General features: G+C 70.5%; 16 protein-coding genes and 1 tRNA gene. 3 read left to right on the top strand and 14 right to left on the bottom strand.

Going from position 1 to position 17,252, the window contains the following annotated elements; translation table 11 throughout:
- Positions 1-166 precede the first annotated feature (166 nt).
- The gene (locus OHU34_RS27760; RefSeq protein ID WP_235034497.1) at positions 167-1,105 is read left to right on the top strand and encodes a helix-turn-helix transcriptional regulator; all 939 of its coding nucleotides are present in this window, start codon (positions 167-169) and stop codon (positions 1,103-1,105) included.
- Positions 1,106-1,195: 90 nt separating this feature from the next.
- On the opposite strand, the gene OHU34_RS27755 is transcribed toward OHU34_RS27760, so the two are convergent.
- The 7 genes from OHU34_RS27755 to OHU34_RS27725 form a co-directional block, all read right to left on the bottom strand.
- Positions 1,196-1,268 (bottom strand) — tRNA-Ala (locus OHU34_RS27755).
- Between the two features lie 92 nt (positions 1,269-1,360).
- Positions 1,361-2,035 (bottom strand): histidine phosphatase family protein, encoded by a 675-nt coding sequence (locus OHU34_RS27750; protein WP_142264284.1) that lies wholly within the window; start codon positions 2,033-2,035, stop codon positions 1,361-1,363.
- On the bottom strand, positions 2,032-2,484 hold the full coding sequence (rsfS, locus tag OHU34_RS27745) for a ribosome silencing factor (RefSeq protein WP_057600039.1): 453 nt from the start codon (positions 2,482-2,484) through the stop codon (positions 2,032-2,034). Before rsfS ends, OHU34_RS27750 begins: the two co-directional genes overlap by 4 nt.
- A 121-nt stretch (positions 2,485-2,605) precedes the next feature.
- A complete protein-coding gene (locus tag OHU34_RS27740; RefSeq protein ID WP_405768809.1) occupies positions 2,606-4,459 on the bottom strand; it encodes an LCP family protein in 1,854 nt (617 codons plus the stop codon).
- Positions 4,460-4,475: 16 nt separating this feature from the next.
- Positions 4,476-5,102: a nicotinate-nucleotide adenylyltransferase gene (gene nadD / locus OHU34_RS27735; RefSeq protein ID WP_142264286.1), complete on the bottom strand. Its 627-nt coding sequence runs from the start codon at positions 5,100-5,102 to the stop codon at positions 4,476-4,478.
- Positions 5,103-5,199: 97 nt separating this feature from the next.
- Positions 5,200-5,364: a hypothetical protein gene (locus tag OHU34_RS27730; protein WP_020127785.1), complete on the bottom strand. Its 165-nt coding sequence runs from the start codon at positions 5,362-5,364 to the stop codon at positions 5,200-5,202.
- Positions 5,365-5,471: 107 nt separating this feature from the next.
- Positions 5,472-5,633 carry a hypothetical protein gene (locus tag OHU34_RS27725; protein WP_230195748.1) on the bottom strand — a complete coding sequence of 54 codons (162 nt, stop codon included), beginning with the start codon at positions 5,631-5,633 and terminating at the stop codon, positions 5,472-5,474.
- 155 nt (positions 5,634-5,788) lie between these two features.
- Between OHU34_RS27725 and OHU34_RS27720 the strand changes: the two genes are divergently transcribed.
- Entirely contained in the window at positions 5,789-6,922 is a 1,134-nt protein-coding gene (locus OHU34_RS27720; protein ID WP_405772393.1) for a M48 family metallopeptidase, read from the top strand.
- A gap of 24 nt (positions 6,923-6,946) precedes the next feature.
- On the opposite strand, the gene OHU34_RS27715 is transcribed toward OHU34_RS27720, so the two are convergent.
- The 5 genes from OHU34_RS27715 to proB all read right to left on the bottom strand — a co-directional run bounded on the left by OHU34_RS27715 (position 6,947) and on the right by proB (position 11,947).
- Positions 6,947-8,017 (bottom strand): hypothetical protein, encoded by a 1,071-nt coding sequence (locus OHU34_RS27715; RefSeq protein WP_142264287.1) that lies wholly within the window; start codon positions 8,015-8,017, stop codon positions 6,947-6,949.
- A 66-nt stretch (positions 8,018-8,083) separates the two neighbouring features.
- Positions 8,084-8,695 carry a hypothetical protein gene (locus tag OHU34_RS27710; protein WP_200839684.1) on the bottom strand — a complete coding sequence of 204 codons (612 nt, stop codon included), beginning with the start codon at positions 8,693-8,695 and terminating at the stop codon, positions 8,084-8,086.
- Positions 8,696-8,763: 68 nt separating this feature from the next.
- Positions 8,764-10,050, bottom strand: coding sequence for a glutamate-5-semialdehyde dehydrogenase (locus OHU34_RS27705; RefSeq protein WP_142264289.1), 1,287 nt, complete (start codon positions 10,048-10,050; stop codon positions 8,764-8,766).
- Between the two features lie 95 nt (positions 10,051-10,145).
- Entirely contained in the window at positions 10,146-10,703 is a 558-nt protein-coding gene (locus tag OHU34_RS27700) for a hypothetical protein (protein ID WP_142264290.1), read from the bottom strand.
- Between the two features lie 137 nt (positions 10,704-10,840).
- A complete protein-coding gene (gene proB, locus OHU34_RS27695; RefSeq protein WP_142264291.1) occupies positions 10,841-11,947 on the bottom strand; it encodes a glutamate 5-kinase in 1,107 nt (368 codons plus the stop codon).
- A gap of 237 nt (positions 11,948-12,184) precedes the next feature.
- On the opposite strand from proB, the gene OHU34_RS27690 reads away from it, so the two are divergent.
- Positions 12,185-13,585, top strand: a complete 1,401-nt coding sequence (locus tag OHU34_RS27690) for a polysaccharide pyruvyl transferase family protein (RefSeq protein ID WP_142264292.1) — start codon at positions 12,185-12,187, stop codon at positions 13,583-13,585.
- A gap of 54 nt (positions 13,586-13,639) precedes the next feature.
- On the opposite strand, the gene OHU34_RS27685 is transcribed toward OHU34_RS27690, so the two are convergent.
- Positions 13,640-14,866, bottom strand: coding sequence for a glycosyltransferase family 2 protein (locus tag OHU34_RS27685; RefSeq protein WP_142264293.1), 1,227 nt, complete (start codon positions 14,864-14,866; stop codon positions 13,640-13,642).
- 176 nt (positions 14,867-15,042) lie between these two features.
- Positions 15,043-17,142 carry a hypothetical protein gene (locus OHU34_RS27680; RefSeq protein ID WP_405768807.1) on the bottom strand — a complete coding sequence of 700 codons (2,100 nt, stop codon included), beginning with the start codon at positions 17,140-17,142 and terminating at the stop codon, positions 15,043-15,045.
- Between the last annotated feature and the right edge of the window lie 110 nt (positions 17,143-17,252).

Genomic DNA, 17,252 nt, shown 5'->3' with positions numbered 1-17,252 from the left:
TTTACTGGCAGCAGGACTTGAAGCGGGTGGAACGGGCGCGGGGATCGGGCTCGGCCGAGGTGTCGTCGTCATGCCGTCGAGCGTGAGGGGGATCCGGTACGGGTGCCGAGAGCCCGCTGATGCTGGTACTGACGGCACCTGGCAGGGGACGGACGGGGGAGCGACCATGGGGGACGTGACGACGGGGGACGTGACGACGGTGACGCGAACAGGCACGAAGACAAAGCCGGGACCGGAGCCGAGGCCCGCGGCGGGGTCGTCGCATCGACGCCGACCCGAGCTGGCCGCGTTCCTGCGCAGCAGGCGGGCCCGGGTGACACCGGGTGACGTCGGGATGCCACCCGGGTTGCGGCGCCGCACTCCGGGACTGCGGCGCGAGGAGGTCGCGCAGCTCTCGGGCGTGGGCGTGACCTGGTACACCTGGCTGGAGCAGGGCCGGCCGATCAACGCCTCCGCGCAGGTCCTGGACGCCGTGGCGCGCACCCTGCGGCTCGATCCGCCGGAGCGGGAGCATCTGTACCACCTGGCGGAGGTGCCCTACGCGTACGTGCCGGAAGCCCTGGCGCAGAGCGTGGGTCCGGAGATCCAGGGCATCATCGACGCCCTGGCGCCCCGACCGGCGGTGGTCTACAACTCGCGCTACGACATCCTGGCCACCAACCCCGTCTACCACGACCTGTTCATCACGCCGGTGGACGACTGTGCGCCGGGGCCCAACAACGCGCTGTGGCGGCTGTTCACGGTCCGGGAGCAGGACTGCCCGCTGCTGTTCCGGGACAAGGAGCTGCCGGTGATGGTGGCGACCCTGCGGGCGTCGTACGGGCTGCACGCCGGTGAGCCCGGCTGGGAGGACTTCATACGCCGGCTGTCGCAGGCGAGCCCGCTGTTCGCACGGCTGTGGGAGTCCGGTGACGTGGCGGAGCCCGGCCGCCGTGTGAAGGTCTTCCGGCACGAGGCGGTGGGCGAGCTGCGGATGACGTCGACGTCCCTGTCGATCAACGGGATGCCGGAGTGCCGGATCGTCGTGTACACGCCCAACGACGAGGAGACGGAGCGCCGCGCGGCCATGCTGCGGAGCGGAGCAACGAAAGATCCCGCCCCCTGAGGGGACGGGATCTTCGCGAACAGACCTCAACCGGCCGCTACCGATCTTTGACAACTCAAAAGAGTTTCGACCGACAGGCCAGGTGATCCGTGGAGCTAAGGAGAATTGAACTCCTGACCTCCTGCATGCCATGCAGGCGCTCTACCAACTGAGCTATAGCCCCTTGCGTTCTTCCCGCTCGGCGGGCGAACAAGAAGAACTTTAGCCTGCGACCTGCCGGAAAGTGAAATCCGGGTCCCGGCGGCCGCACGGCGCTCAGTCGTCGTCGCCGAGCACCGGCTCGGGCAGGGTGCCGGCGTTGTGCTCGAGCAGGCGCCAGCCCCGAGCGCCCTCACCGAGGACGGACCAGCAGCAGTTGGAGAGACCGCCGAGGGCCTCCCAGTGGTGGGCGTCCAGGCCGAGGAGGCGGCCGATGGTGGTGCGGATGGTGCCGCCGTGACTGACCACGACGAGCGTGCCGTCCTCGGGCAGCTTCTCGGCGTGCCGCAGCACCACGGGAGCGGCACGGTCGGCGACCTCGGACTCCAGTTCGCCGCCGCCTCGACGGACCGGCTCACCGCGCTTCCACGCGGCGTATTCGTCGCCGTGGCCGGCGATGATCTCATCGTGCGTCAGCCCCTGCCAGAGTCCCGCGTACGTCTCACGCAGGGCCTCGTCGTGGGTCACCTGGAGGCCGGTGAGGGCGACGAGCTCGGCGGCCGTGTTCGCGGCCCGCGACAGGTCCGAGGAGATGATCGCGTCGGGCTGGAGGGAGGCGAGCAGCCGGGCGGCACGGCGGGCCTGGGCCACGCCGGTCTCCGTCAGCTCCACGTCCGTCGTGCCCTGGAAGCGGCGCTCCACGTTCCAGGCGGTCTGGCCGTGCCGCCACAGGATGACCCGGCGGCCACGGCCCGGCTTGAGGTCGGCGGCGTTCTCCGCGGCAGCGCTCACCGCAGCTCCCCGAACCCGGCCGTGTCGTCCTCCTCGGCCTCGGCCTGCAGCTTGGCGTGCTCCTGGGCCTTGCCGCGGGTCGCCTTGGCGTCGGCGGGCAGATCCAGCTCGGGGCAGTCCTTCCAGAGCCGCTCGAGAGCGTAGAAGACACGCTCCTCGCTGTGCTGGACGTGGACGACGATGTCGACGTAGTCGAGCAGGATCCAGCGGGCGTCGCGGTCGCCCTCACGGCGTACCGGCTTGGCGCCGAGCTCCTTGTTGAGGCGCTCCTCGATCTCGTCGACGATCGACTTGACCTGGCGGTCGTTGGGCGCGGAGGCCAGCAGGAAGGCGTCCGTGATCGACAGCACGTCGCTGACGTCGTACGCGATGATGTCGTGCGCGAGCTTGTCGGCAGCCGCCTGGGCGGCGGTCTGGATGAGCTCGATGGAGCGGTCGGTGGCGGTCACTACGTGGCTTTCCGTCGGCGGACACTTGTCCCCAAGGGTCTCACGGTCCGCCGACGGCACCCCACGTGATGGAGGGATCACCCGCGCGGGGGCCGCTTCGGCCCGGCCCCCACGCGTGCTCTCAGTCGGCCGACCCGGCCGACGAGGGCCGGTAGTCCTCGCCCAGGACGACCGCGACGTCGGCGTTCGCGGAGACCGTGCCCTTCTTCACCGCGTCGGCGTCGAGTCCCAGGGTCTTGGCGACCTCGGTGGCGTTCTCCTTGCCGGCGGCGTCCGCGTAGAGGACCTGGGAGGTGGCCTTCGTGTTCGACGGGGTGCCGGCCTCCGAGAAGGTGAAACCGCCGTTCAGGAGCACCACGCGCGCGTCCTCGGTGTTGGCCTTGGTGCCGCTGGCGTTCTGGACGGAGACGCTGACGGCCGCGTCCTTGTCGGGGCTCTTCGCGGCGCCGCCGAGGACGTCCTTGACGACGCTCGCGCTGGCCTCCGCGTTGAGGGTGCCGTCGGTCTGCACGGGCAGCAGCGCGGTCTTGTAGTCGCCGCCCTTGGCGAGGTCCGCGAGCTTGGCCAGGAAGGTGCCGAGGTCCTTGTCGGTCAGCGAGGGGTCGAGGATCTGCGCCAGGGTCTGGACGGTGACGGTGGCGCCCTGAGCGTCGGACGACACCTTGCGCAGCACTCCCTGCATCACCTGGCCGAACCGCTCCAGCTGGGCGTTCTGGGCCTCGCCCGTGGCGCGGTAGGTGGCATAGGCGACGGCCATCTTGCCGCTGAGGGTCTGCTTCTCGCCCTTGTTGACGAGGGGCGCCCCGCCCTTCTTGGCGGCCGGGTCGGGCACCGCGACGTCCGTGTCGACGTCGATGTTGCCGACGAGGTCGACGAGGTTCTGGAGGTAGGGCGTGTCGAGCCGCCAGGTGCCCTCGATGTCGGTGCCGAGGACGGTGTCCAGCGCGTCGCGCGTGCCGGCCGAGCCGTCGTCGTCGACGGACTTGGCGAGGGTCGTCGTCGTGCCGTCCTCGTCCGTGACGACGAGGGAGTTGGGCAGCAGGACCGTGGCGGCCTGTTTGGTGGTGGTGTTGTCGACGAGCAGCACCGTCGAGGTGCCGCCGCCGGTGGTGTTGTGCAGGTGGACGACGACCACGTCACGCTTCTGCGCCGCGGTGGCGGTCGTGGTGCCGGTGCCGGAGTCCGAGGACGACGACAGGCCGGGCAGCTTCCCGGCGTACCAGAGGTAGCCCACTCCGCCGACCGCGACCAGCGCCAGGACCACGGCGAGGGCGACGAGTCGGCCACGGGCGCGGCGCTTGGCCTCCTCGCGGCGCTCGGTGCGGTTCTCGGTGAAGTTCAGCCAGTCGATGACGTCCTCGGAGTCGCCGTCGGGCTCCTCCACGAACGCGAACTGCTCGGTCTCGTAATCCCGTTGGGACTGACCGGGGGCTGCGGGCGCGCCGCGCCCGGGCGCCGCCGCACCGGGGCGTCCGTCGGCGTCGCTGCCGGTTCCGGCCTCGGCCTCGGTCTCGACCGGACCGCCCTGCTGCGGGATGTAGGCGGTCTGCTCGGCGGCGCGGGGCTGTTCGACCCGGGGCTGCTGTCCACTGGTGGCGGTCTGCCCGTAGGGGTCGTACGGGGCCTGCGTCGCGGTGCCGTAGGGGTCGTAGCCGGCGGGAGCCTGTCGGCCGGTGTCGTACGGGTCGTAGGCGGCGGGAGCCTGTCGGCCGGTGTCGTACGGGTCGTAGGCAGGCGTCTGCTGCTGCCCGCCGGCGCCGTAGGGGTCGTAGCCGTACCCCTGCTGCCCCTGCTGCCCCTGCTGCCCCTGCTGCCCCTGCTGTGGAACCTGCTGCCCCTGCTGCCCGTACGGGTCGTAGGACTGCTGTGGCACCTGCTGCGCCGGGACCTGTCGGTAGACGGGCTGCCCGAACTCGTCGTAGCCGACGAGCTCGTACTGGTCGCCCCCGTACCCCGCGTCGTATCGGTCGTTCACCGGTACCCCTCTCGGCTCACTCGCCGCGGTACAGCTCGCGCTTGTCGATGTAGCGCACGACTCCGTCCGGCACCAGATACCAGACGGGGTCGCCCTTGGCGACTCTCGCACGGCAGTCTGTGGAGGAGATGGCGAGCGCGGGCACCTCGACGAGCGAGACACCGCCTTCGGGCAGACCGGGATCCGTCAGGTTGTGTCCCGGCCGGGTGACGCCGATGAAGTGCGAGAGGGAGAACAGTTCCTCGCTGTCCCGCCAGGTCAGGATCTGGCCCAGGGCGTCGGCGCCGGTGATGAAGAACAGGTCGCTCTCGGGGTTGAGGGCCCGGAGGTCGCGCAGGGTGTCCACGGTGTACGTGGGGCCACCGCGGTCGATGTCGATACGGCTCACCGAGAACTGCGGGTTCTCGGCGGTCGCGATGACCGTCATCAGGTAGCGGTCCTCGGCCGGGGAGACACTGCGATGGCTCTTCTGCCACGGCTGGCCGGTCGGGACGAACACGACCTCGTCCAGGCGGAACTGCGCGGCGACCTCACTGGCCGCCACGAGGTGTCCGTGGTGGATCGGATCGAACGTTCCGCCCATGACGCCGAGACGGCGCCTTCCCGGGCTCGACGGGCCGGTAGGCATGTCCTGCTCTCCCATGCGTGCAGACCCTACCGGCCCGGTCCCGGGGCCCCGGCCGGCGGATGCCCGGAGCGCCCCGCTATGCCGGACTGCCCGTCGGTGAACACGTCGTGTCTCAGCGGTCGCGGTTGAAGCGGGTGGTGATCCACAGCAGGAGCAGCAGGATGAGGAAAGCCGCGCCGCCGGTGATGTACGGGCTGAGGCTCTCGTGGTTGCCACCGTGCTCCTCGCCCTCGGCGGCGAGGGTGACCAGCTGGGCAGCGGTGCTGTGAAGGCTCATCTTCGGCAGGACCTATCCGGTGGGCGGGATAAAGATGTCGGCCCATGGTAAGCGGGCGCCCGCGCGGCGATCACGCCGACTCCGCCATCGGGAACCTTCCCGGCGACTCAGTCGTCCTTCCGCTTGTAGCCCCGCAGCAGGAACCACGCGGTGAGCACACAGCCCAGGATCATCACGACCAGTACGACGCGGAGCAGATTCCCCGCCCCCTGCTGCTGAGCGGCGCCGGCTGCTTCGGTGAGCCAGGCGGCTGCGGGGCGGTGCTCCATGGGGCGGGACTCCTTCGGTGTAGTGCCCGTCCACGGTAACTCCGCCTAGGCTGGGATCCGCTTCGGGGGCGCAAAGGGCCGCACAAGGGTCCGTAAAGGGTCAGGCAGAGGCCACACAGCAGGTAGCGGCCACACAGACGCACATGGGGGAAGACATGTCCGACGACGGCCACGAGCAGAACGGCACCGGCCACGAGAGCGTGCCCAGCAGGCAGCGCAGGCGCTTCCCGGGAATCTCCTCCCGTGCGTACGAGCACCCGGCCGACCGCTCCGCCCTGGTGGCGCTGCGCAAGCTGAGCGGCTTCGACACCGTGTTCAAGGCGCTGAGCGGGTTGTTGCCCGAGCGGAGTCTGCGGCTGATGTTCCTGTCCGACTCGGTGCGGGTCTCCGACCAGCAGTTCGCGCACCTCAACGACATGCTGCGGGACGCCTGTTACATCCTGGACCTGGAGAAGGTCCCGCCGATGTACGTCACCCAGGACCCGCAGCCCAACGCGATGTGCATCGGGCTGGACGAGCCGATCATCGCGGTCACCACCGGGCTCGTCGAGTTGCTCGACGAGGAGGAGATGCGCGCGGTCGTCGGCCACGAGGTGGGCCACGCCCTCTCCGGGCACGCCGTGTACCGCACGATCCTGCTGTTCCTGACGAGCCTGGCGATCCGGATCGCGTGGATCCCGCTGGGCAACCTCGCGATCATGGCGATCGTCACGGCGCTGCGCGAGTGGTTCCGCAAGTCGGAGCTGTCCGCCGACCGGGCGGGTCTTCTCGTCGGCCAGGACCTGAGGGCCTCGATGCGCGGCCTGATGAAGATCGCCGGCGGCAACCACCTGCACGAGATGAACGTGGACGCGTTCCTGAAGCAGGCCGAGGAGTACGAGGCGGGCGGCGACCTGCGCGACTCCGTCCTGAAGATCCTCAACGTGCTGCCCCGCACGCACCCCTTCACCACCGTGCGCGCGGCCGAGCTGAAGAAGTGGGCCGAGTCCCGCGACCACCAGCGGATCATGGACGGCCACTACCCGCGGCGCACCGAGGACAAGGACACGTCGGTCACGGACTCCTTCCGTGAGTCCGCGAGCCACTACGCGACGAGCGTCAAGAGCTCCAAGGACCCGCTGATGAAGCTGGTCAGCGATATCGCGGGCGGGGCGGGCGACCTGGGTGGCCGGGTGCGGCGCGGCTTCGGCGGGTTCGCGGGCTCGGCTCCGGCGGAGGACCAGCCGCCGAGGAACGGCTCGGACGGCTGGGACGGGACTACGGACACGCCGCCGCGCGCCGACAACTGATCCGGAGCACGGCCCTGAGCGGATTCACACCTTCGGCTGTGCGCTCGTCGCGAGCGATCCGCACAGGGCCGTCGCGCCGCCCGTCGCGTAGGGGTCCGTGCCGGCCGGGCCGCCCGTCTTCGCGGTCTGGCCGGCCAGCAGCGGACGCAGGTGGTTGGTGGAGTCCTCGGCGCAGGACAGCGGGCCGGCCTGGACGTAGGACACGATCAGCTGGACCTGGTGGGTGCGCAGGTCGGTGCGGTCGAAGCGGAAGTGCAGCTCGCGGCGGACGGTGAAGAGGGAGGCCGAGGTGTCGGCGCCCGCGCCGGCCGGCCGCAGCGCGTACACGAAGGTGTGGTCCGCGGTGACCTCGAGGGTCGCGGCGTCGGTCTCGGCGGCCTGGAGCGTGCCCTGGACGCGGATGCTGCTGTCGGCCAGCTGGGCCTGGGCGGGGTCGAAGCGGACCAGCCAGCCGGTCGGCGCGTGCCGGCCGTCGGCGACCGGGTGGCTGAAGCTCTCGTCGAACTGGTCGAGCTGCTCGGCGGCGACCAGGGCCCGCACGGGCCGCACCTGCTGCCGGGTGAGCACCTCCGGGTAGAGGGAGGAGTGCACGATGTACTCCTTGGCCGCGGTCAGGGCGGTGACGACCTGGCTGTCGGAGAAGTGGGCGGTGCGCCGCGAGGCGGGCAGCGGGATGCCCTCGGCGCCGATCCGGAACTGCGCGGCGGGACTGTGCGCGAACAGCGACTCGGCGTCGGCCGCGCCGGGCACGACGCCCTGCGGGGAGAGCGGGATGACGGTCATCCGCAGCGGCTCGACGGACCGACGGGCCACGGCGCTCTGGTAGGGGTTGCGTACGCCCATGTAGATGGCGGTCCCGAAGGCGACGGCGATCAGCATGACCAGGATCAGTACCTGCCGCGACAGGCCCCGGCGCCGGGGCGGCCGGCGACGGACGGCGGGCGCGTGGTCGGCCATGCGCTCCTGCGCGGAGTACTCCTGGATGCGGGCAGCGCGGACGAACGATTCGTCGAAGACGACGGATCGGTACTCGTCCTCTCCACCTCCGGGAGTGCCCTCGGGTGTCCCCTCCGGTGGGTCTCCAGGCCCGGCCATACTTTCAGAGTAGGTCGCAGGGACCTCAGGTAAACGCCCTGCCGCACGACAACTTCTGACAGCCGCTCAGGGCGTGCGCGGAACCGCCGAGACAGGTGGCTGGGAGTGGTCGGCGGACGCCGAGGGAGGCGGCACGCTCCCCTGTTCGAGACCGGTCGTGGCGGGCGAGGGCAGCTGGTCCCGGCTGCTCGACGAGGCGCCCCGGTAGACCGCGGCGAAGGCCAGCGCGACCATGCCTACGCCCATGACGAGGGCGAGCATCCAGGCGACGGGGCGATGCCAGCGGACCTGCCTGCCGTACGCCCCGGGGGCGCCGTAGCGGCGTTCCCACGCTTCGGGGAGTTCGGCGTCGTCCAGCTCGTCGAGATCGGGATCATGGCCGAAATCGCCGGGTCCGTCGGAACCGTAGCCATCGTCGTAGTGGTCGCCGCTGGCGCGGGCCCGGCGGGCCTCGGCCTCGGAGGCCTCGGCTCTCGCCTCCGCGGCGGCCAGGAGGCGCTCCACGGCGGTCGGCTCGTGTACGACGGCCGCCTTGACGAACGCCTCGTCGAAGACCACGGAGGCGAACTCTTCGTCCGACACCCCGCGGTCGTGGTCGTCGTCGGGCTCCCAGCCGTCAGGGAACGGCGTACCCCCCACGTCCTCCGGCACAAATCCAGAGTAGACCTGGGGGGTCAATTTGGGCAGTCGGTAGGGAAATTCATCCGCCGGATGAGACACCTCTCACGACAGTCCCGAAGGGGGTTTCAGCGCCGTACGTGCCCGTCGCCCGTGACGATGTACTTGGTGCTGGTCAGCTCCGGGAGGCCCATCGGGCCCCGGGCGTGCAGCTTCTGGGTGGAGATGCCGATCTCCGCACCGAAGCCGAACTGGCCGCCGTCGGTGAAGCGGGTGGAGGCGTTCACGGCCACCGTGGTGGAGTCCACCAACTGGGTGAAGCGGCGGGCGGCCTGCTGCGAGGTCGTGACGATGGCCTCGGTGTGGCCGGAGGTCCACAGCCGGATGTGCTCGACGGCCCGGTCCAGCGAGTCGACGACGGCGGCGGCGATGTCGTAGGAGAGGTACTCCGTCTCCCAGTCCTCGGGCGTGGCCTCGACCACGGTCGCCTTGGAGTCCTTGGCATAGGCCAGCACGCGCTCGTCGGCGTGCACGGTCACGCCCGCCTCCGCGAGGGCGTCCAGGGCGCGCGGCAGGAACCGGGGGGCGATGTCCTGGTGGACCAGGAGGGTCTCGGCGGCGTTGCAGACGCTGACCCGGTGCGCCTTGGAGTTGATCAGGATGTCGATCGCCATGTCGAGGTCGGCGTGGGCGTCGACATAGACGTGGCAGTTGCCGGTGCCGGTCTCGATGACCGGGACGGTGGACTCCGTGACCACGGTCCGGATGAGCGAGGCGCCGCCGCGCGGGATGAGGACGTCGACCAGGCCGCGGGCCCGCATCAGCTCGCGCACGCTGTCACGGCCCTCGCCGGGCACCAGCTGTACGGCGTCGGCGGGCAGCCCGGCCCCGCCGACGGCGTCGCGGATCACCCGGACGAGGGCGGTGTTCGACTCGTAGGCGGAGGACGAGCCGCGCAGCAGGACCGCGTTGCCGGCCTTCAGGCAGAGGGCGGCGGCGTCCACGGTCACGTTCGGGCGGGCCTCGTAGATGATGCCGACGACACCGAGCGGGACGCGGACCTGGCGCAGGTCGATGCCGTTGGGGAGGGTGGAACCGCGGACGACCTCGCCGACCGGGTCGGGCAGCGCGACGACGTCCCGGACGTCCGCGGCGATGGCCCGTACCCGCTCCGGGGTGAGGGTCAGCCGGTCCACGATCGCCTCGCTGGTGCCCGCCTCACGGGCCTTGGCGATGTCCTTCGCGTTGGCCTCGACGATTTCGCTCGTACGGACCTCCAGCGCGTCCGCGATGGCGAGCAGCGCGTCGTCCTTGGCGGCCCTGGGCAGCGGCGCGAGGTCGGCGGCGGCCGCCTTGGCGCGGTAGGCGGCGCGGGTGACCGGGGACATGGAGTCGTACGGCGAGAGCGTGGTCATAAGGGAAGGGTAGTGCGCCGCGCGGGCCGGTCCACCGTTCGTTCCACACCCCGAGATGTGCCGCCGGGACGCCCCGGGGCGCGTCGGCGAGCGGTTCAGTACGGGTGGACGCCGACCGGGGTCGCCGGGGCCGGTCCGTAGCCCTCCGCGATGCGCTGGTGGTAGGTCTGGCGGTCGATGACCTCCAGGCCGACGATCTCCCAGGGCGGCAGCCCGGCGGTCTGGCGGTGCTCCCCCCACAGCCGCAGGGCGACGGCGGCCGCGTCGTGCAGGTCGCGGGCCTCCTCCCAGTACCGGATCTCGGCGTGGTCGCCCGCGTACCTGCTGGTCAGGAGGAAGGGATGGTCGTGGGCGAGCTGCTCGAGGGCCCGCCGGACCTCCTTCAGCGGGGCCTCCTCACCGGAGACGCTGAGGGTGACATGCCACAGCCGCGGGACGTCCACGGGCTGTCCGCCCTTCGACTCGGCGCCCTCCTGGGCCAGGTACCGGTCGCCCGCCGCCACGCTGGTCAGGGCGCGCTCCTCACCCGGCGCGCGCGAGGGTGCCGGACTCGCGGCGCGTGACGACGCCGGACCGGCCGCACGCGGCGCCGCCGAACCGGTTTCGCCGGTACTCCCACGGGTCGCTGCCACCCCAGGGCGCACTCGTCTCACGACGGCCTCCTTTACGCAGCGCTCGTGCGGAATGTGTCCCGCGTTCTCTGTCCCTGGAACAAAGTTGAGCAGGCCGCACGGCTCCGTGGGGCGGTTTCACGGAACGTCCCCCACCGGTACGGACCGTTCGAGCGGGTTTACGGGTGCAGGATCACCAGGTCGTCCCGGTGGACGACCTCGCGCTCGTACTCCGCGCCCAGCTCCCGCGCCAGTTCCCTGGTCGACCGCCCGATCAGCCGGGGGATCTCCTTGGCGTCGAAGTTGACGAGCCCGCGGGCCACCGCGCGTCCCCGGGTGTCGCGCAGTTCGACGGGGTCACCCGCGCTGAACTCGCCCTCGACGGCGGCGATCCCGGCCGGCAGCAGCGAGGTGCGCCGCTCGACGACCGCGCGCACCGCCCCGTCGTCCAGCGTCAGCGAGCCCTGCGGGGTGGAGGCGTGCTGGAGCCACAGCAGCCGGCCGGCGGAACGCTTGCCGGTGGAGTGGAAGTAGGTGCCGGTGTCGCCGCCGGTGAAGGCGTCGGCAGCGTGGACAGAGCTGGTGAGGACCACCGGGATGCCGGCTGCGGCCGCGATCCGGGCGGCCTCGACCTTGGTGACCATGCCGCCGGTACCGACGCCCGCCTTGCCCGCGCTGCCGATCTCGACGTGCGCCAGGTCCTCGGGGCGCCGCACCTCGGCGATCCGCGAGGTGCCGGGCCTGCCGGGGTCTCCGTCGTACACGCCGTCGACGTCGGACAGCAGGATCAGCAGGTCGGCGTGGACGAGGTGGGCGACGAGGGCGGCGAGCCGGTCGTTGTCGCCGAAGCGGATCTCGTCGGTGGCGACGGTGTCGTTCTCGTTGACGATCGGGAACGCGCCCATCGCGAGCAGTTCGTCGAGGGTGCGGGAGGCGTTGCGGTGGTGGGCTCGCCGGCTCATGTCGTCGCTGGTCAGCAGCACCTGTCCGACACGGACGCCGTAGCGGGCGAAGGAGGCGGTGTAGCGGGCCACGAGCAGACCCTGGCCGACGCTCGCGGCGGCCTGCTGGCGGGCGAGGTCCCGGGGGCGGCGGCGCAGACCCAGCGGGGCGAGGCCGGCGGCGATGGCGCCCGAGGAGACGAGCACGATCTCCTTCTCGCCCCCGCTGCGGCTCTTGGCGAGGACGTCGACGAGCGCGTCGACCCGGTCGGCGTCGAGCCCGCCGGAGGCGGTGGTCAGCGACGAGGAGCCGACCTTGACGACGATCCTGCGGGCCTCGCTCACGGCCTGCCTTGCCCCTGCCACCTTGTTCTTCGCCCCTTGCGTAGGTCGACGGCTGCCCGCCTGGCAATCTACGCGAACAGGGGCGGAGGCCGCGCAGGAGTTTCACCTCGCGGACGGTACGCCGGTGTAACCGTTCGCTCACGCTTTGCGTACGGCAAAAAGGTTGTACTGGTTCCCCATCTGATTTGAAGAGAACACAAATTTATTTTGAAGTTTGTGTCACCTACAGTTCGCCCTGTGAAGCGCATACTCCTGAGATCGGGGAAGAGCCCCTTCGACGTCGTCCCCGTCGAGGAAGCCCTCCACCGCGACGTCATCGCCACCAACTCCGGCAACCTGATCTTCAGTGATGCCGCCCACAAGATCCTCACCACGCCGGACTCCGAGGTCTTCTCGAACGGCATGCGCACGGACGTGAGCGCGGCGGCCCGGATCAACGAGGAGTACGACGCCTTCGTCGTGCCCCTCGCCAACGCCTTCCGGCCGACCTTCGAGCAGCCGCTCCAGCGGCTGACCAGGCTCATCGGGAAGCTGAAGATCCCGGTCGTGGTGATGGGTGTCGGCGCGCAGACCGGTGTGACCTACGACCCGGCGCGGCTGAAGCCCATGGAGGCCAGCGTGCGCGCCTTCTGTGCGGCGGTGCTGGAGCACAGCGCCTCCATAGGCGTGCGGGGCGAGTTCACCGAGCAGTACCTGAACGACATGGGCTTCCGGGACGTCGAGGTCATCGGCTGCCCGTCGATGTTCATGCACGGCGACCGGCTGCCCGTCGAGAAGAAGACGCCGACACTGACCGCGGAGTCGCGGATCGGCATCAACGGTTCTCACACCGCGGTGCGCGGCGGCGGTCTGCACAAGGTCATCACCCGCACCCACGAGCGCTACCCGAACCTGCGCTACATAGGCCAGAACCTCACCGACGCCAAGCAGCTGCACTGGCGGGACGTGGACTCCCCGGCCGGCCGGATCACCGAGATGCCGACCCACCCCGACCACCCGATGTACCGGGAGGACAAGGCCCGGGTCTACATCGACCCGATCACCTGGATCGACGACCTGCGGGAGTTCGACTACTCGTTCGGCTCGCGCATCCACGGCAACATCGCGGCGCTGCTGGCGGGCACGCCCGCGACGGTGCTGGCCTTCGACTCGCGCACGCTGGAGCTGTGCCGCTACTTCGAGATACCGCACCGGCTGCTCAGCGAGGTGAGCGCGGACCTCGACCCGGCCGACCTCTACGAGGAGGCCGACTTCAGCGGGCTCACCGGCAACCACAAGGAGCGCTTCGACCGCTTCACCGCGTTCCTGGACAAGAACGGGCTGCCGAACACCTTCACCCACGGCGACGGCGGCGTGGCCTTCGAGAAGAAGCTGCGCTCGCTCTCCTTCCCGCCGGGCGTGCGCCCCTGGAACGACGCGGACCTCGCCTCGCTGGCCGGCCGGTTCGGCTGGCTCCAGCAGCGCATCACCGAACTGGACACCCACAACGCCCAGTTGAAGCGGGACCTGGCGAAGAACCGGCCCGGCGCGAAGGCCGCGGCCAAGGCCGCCGCGGTCATCCCCGCCCCGTCGATCTACCGTCGCGCGAAGCGTGCCGTGGGCGGCCCGCTGCGCCGGGCGCTGAAGCCGAGCAAGTAGGCCCCGCCGAGCACGACCGGGCGACACCACGGGCGGGCGGAACCCCACGCGGGCTCACGCGGCCGCCGTGCCGCCCGGTCGCATCGGACGCCGGCGTCGGCGAAGCCTGCGGCGGACCTTGCGGACGAAGCCGCGCAGGAAGGTCTCGGTCGGGTCCTTGCGCCAGCCGGGGAAGTCCTTCGCCTCGCGCGGCTCGGCCAGGTAGATCCGGTCGGGCAGGCCGGCCGTGCGGGAGCCGTAGTGCGGGTAGGCCAGGTAGAGCTGGGTGTTGCGCTTCTTCAGGACCGGGACCGGCTCGCTCTTGGCCTTGATGAACTCGAGTACGTCCACGAGGAGTTCGGAGCGCTGCCGGGCCACCAGCTCCAGGCGCAGCCGCTCGTGGACCCTGAGCCGCTGGGCGACGCCCTCGTTCCAGTAGGCGTCCATCAGCGGCTTGGCCAGCTCCATCTTGGTGCGCCGGATCTCCTCGTCGTTCCTGAGGAAGACGGGCCCGAACTGCGGCAGCACGGTGACGAGGAAGGGGCGGACCATGAGCACGTCCCGCTTGGCGCCGGGCGGGACGAGCCGCTCCAGCAGGCCCATCAGGGCGCGCGCGGAGTCGAAACGCAGGGTGTAACTCCCGCTCTTCGTCACATGCTTGCCGTCGCTGCGGCCCACCAGGTAGTAGCAGGTGTAGTCGGCGACCACGGAGACGCCGTCGGCCCGCAGATAGGCCTCCATCGTGAACAGGGCGTCCTCGCCCGTCCACAGCGACTCGTCGAAGCGCATGCCGTGGCGCTCCAGGAACTCCCGGCGGAACAGCTTCTGCGCGCTGAGCGTGAACTTGATGTTGGAGGAGTAGACGTCCGTACGGTCGAGGGTCTCGCCCCACATCGACTTCGGCGGCTTGCGGTTGATGCCCTCGACCCGGCCGAGGACCACGTCGGTGCCGTTGCGGTCGGCCATGGCCACCATGCGTTCCAGGGCCTCGGCGCCGAGCCGGTCGTCGGCGTCGAGGAAGAAGACATAGCGCCCGGTGGCCTTGGAGAGGCCGACGTTGCGCGGGCCGCTGGGGCCGCCGGAGTTCTCCTGGCGGATCACGGTGACGGCCATGGGCACGCGGGCGGCGAACTCCTCCAGGTACTCCCCCGTGCCGTCCCGGGAGCCGTCGTCCACCGCGATGACCTCCAGGCGCGCCGCGTCCAGGGTCTGTGCCTCGACCGATGCCAGGCACTCGACCAGGTACGGCATCGCTTCGTACGCCCCGATGACCACCGTGACGTCAGGCTGCGCAGTGGTCACTTTTCCCTCTCATCACGCACCGGTTCCCCCGCATGAACACTTTGGATACCCGGTAGACGATGGATGAACGGGGTGGGTTGCCTGGGTTTCGGTACGTGTCCCACATCACAGAACGCGACTGAGGCCGGGCCCCCGGAGAGAACTCTCCGGGGGCCCGGCCTCAGGAAATACGGGCGTCAGCCGGCCGTGACGCCCTTGGCATCCTTGGGCAGTTCCGTCGCGTCGTCCGGCGCGGCGCCGACCGCGTTGTCCGCCGCGGAGGCGTGCGACTCCTGGCCCACGTTGCGTGCCTCGGCCTTCAGCGCGAGGTCGGTGATCGCGGTGTCGAACTGTTCGAGCGAGGTGGGCTCGTCGGGTCCGAGCAGGTACTCCTTGAGTTCCTTGCGGTCCTTGGCCAGCGGATCGGCGGCCGGGTTGCCGACCGCGTCGAGCAGCTGGTCCAGCTCGGCGGCGCTGTTGGTGAGGATCACCGCCGCGCGCACGGCGGTGTTCTGCCGCCTGAACTCCTCGGCGCCCAGCTCCGCGGAGTCCGCGACCGCATACGGCTTGCCGCTCGCGATGAAGTCGGAGACCACGCTGGAGATGTCCGAGACCATCGCCTCGGAGGCGTTGAAGCAGTCGTACAGCAGGGGTCCGGTGCCGGTGATCACCCGGTGCTCGAAGGAGGGGAAGGAGCGCCAGTAGGCCTCGTTCCACTCGGCGCGCAGCCGGGCGGCCTCCTGGTGCTTGCGGACGTCGACGATGCCGTCACGGCTCGTCACGGCCTCGTCGGCGCGCTCGTCGAACGCGAGGGAGAGACCGTCCAGCCGGGCCTTGAGGCGGGTCAGTTCCGCCTTCGCCTCGGCCTCGGACGCCGGGTCCGCGGTGAAGCGGGGGTCGCCCGCGCGCTGGGCGGCGGCCTTCTTGATCAGGGCGGTGATCCGCCGGTGCGCGGCGCCCGCCTTGGCGCTGCGGGTGCCGGTGAAGGGGTGCGGCTTGTACAGGACGCGGACCGGGGGATCGGCCGCGACCAGCTTCTTCACGATGTTCTCGCCGGCCAGCAGGAGCGAGGTGTTGCCCGGGTTGTCGTCCCAGCCCTCCCAGGTGGGCGCGTACAGGACCGTCGCGATACGACCCGCGGGCGTGCCCTGCGAGGTCCTGATCGGCGCCAGTTGCGGACGGCCGACCTCCACGATGTCCTCGTCGCGGATGCCGACGTCGGCGATGGCGTAGCGGTCGCGGCCCGCGCGGCCGGCGGTCCACACCTCGTCGTAGACCTTGCTGAACGGGTTGACGCTGGCGAGCTTGTCGCTGTCGCCGTGGCCGATGAAGACGTGCTTCATGGTCGGCACCCGCAGCAGGTGGATGTTCTTGCCGACGTTCGCGCAGTACAACGCGACCCGCACCATGGACAGGTCCATGTTCATCAGGTGCACCCCCCCGGGCACGCAGACGACAGGGACCGAGGTGGGCGCCATCTTCTCCAGGACGGTGCGCTCACGCAGGATGACCAGGGGGCGGGACTCCATCTGCTCCATGGTCTCCAGCCACATGTTGACCTGGTAGGCGGAGTCGTCGGAGCCGGAGAAGTACAGCACCGTCTGCGGCCGGTACTCGCGCAGCCAGGCGCTGACCGTGCCGAGCACCTTGTCGGCCTTCGGCGGCAGCCGCTTCGCCCGCAGGTGCGGCACCAGCACCAGCACGTACAGCGTGCCCAGGCCCAGGGTGACGGCGATGCCGGCGAAGCCCGCGGCCTCGGAGTCGGTGACCGCGCTGACGAGGAGACCCACGACGGCCGCGAGGTCGAGGTGGAGCATCTTCACGGTGGCGCGACTCAGCAGCCGGCGCGGCGGCGCGTCCGGAATGCGCAGCCTGGAGGCCAGGTCGACGTTCCTGGTCACGACCGGCATCTGACGGCGCTTGCCGATCAGGGTGATCAGCGCGCCGTGCGGGGCCTGGAGACCGAAGAACACCGTGAAGCACGCGATCGCCGCGTAGAAGACCGGCTCCTGGGAGAGGTCGAGTCTCGCCAGCAGCAGGATCAGCAGCAGCTCGCGGACCAGGAACCGGGTGGACAGACCGGCCCGCACCTTGCCCAGGAGGGCGATGAGGCGACTGCCTTTGCGGTGGAGGTAAAGGTCCGCCAGGTACGTAACGGCGGCCGCGGCGGCGAAGGCGGGGGCGCTCGGAACGAGCGCGGCCGCCATGAGGCCGGGGTAGCCCAGCATCATGAGGACCGCCGCGGCCAGTTCGGCCGCGCTGCCCACCCGGGCTACGCGAATAGCGGTGGATATCACGGAGAAACCTGCTCTGGGAGGGGGCCGGTCAGAGGTACTAAAAGTCCGGAAAATCCTTTGTGAAGGTTTCGGGAGTTTTACGGCTCAGGCCTCTGTGAATTCTCCGTAAA

The sequence above is a fragment of the Streptomyces sp. NBC_00080 genome (assembly GCF_045041255.1).
GTDB classification, from domain to species: Bacteria; Actinomycetota; Actinomycetes; order Streptomycetales; family Streptomycetaceae; genus Streptomyces; species Streptomyces coriariae.
This window is presented reverse-complemented; position numbering and strand designations above follow the sequence as displayed.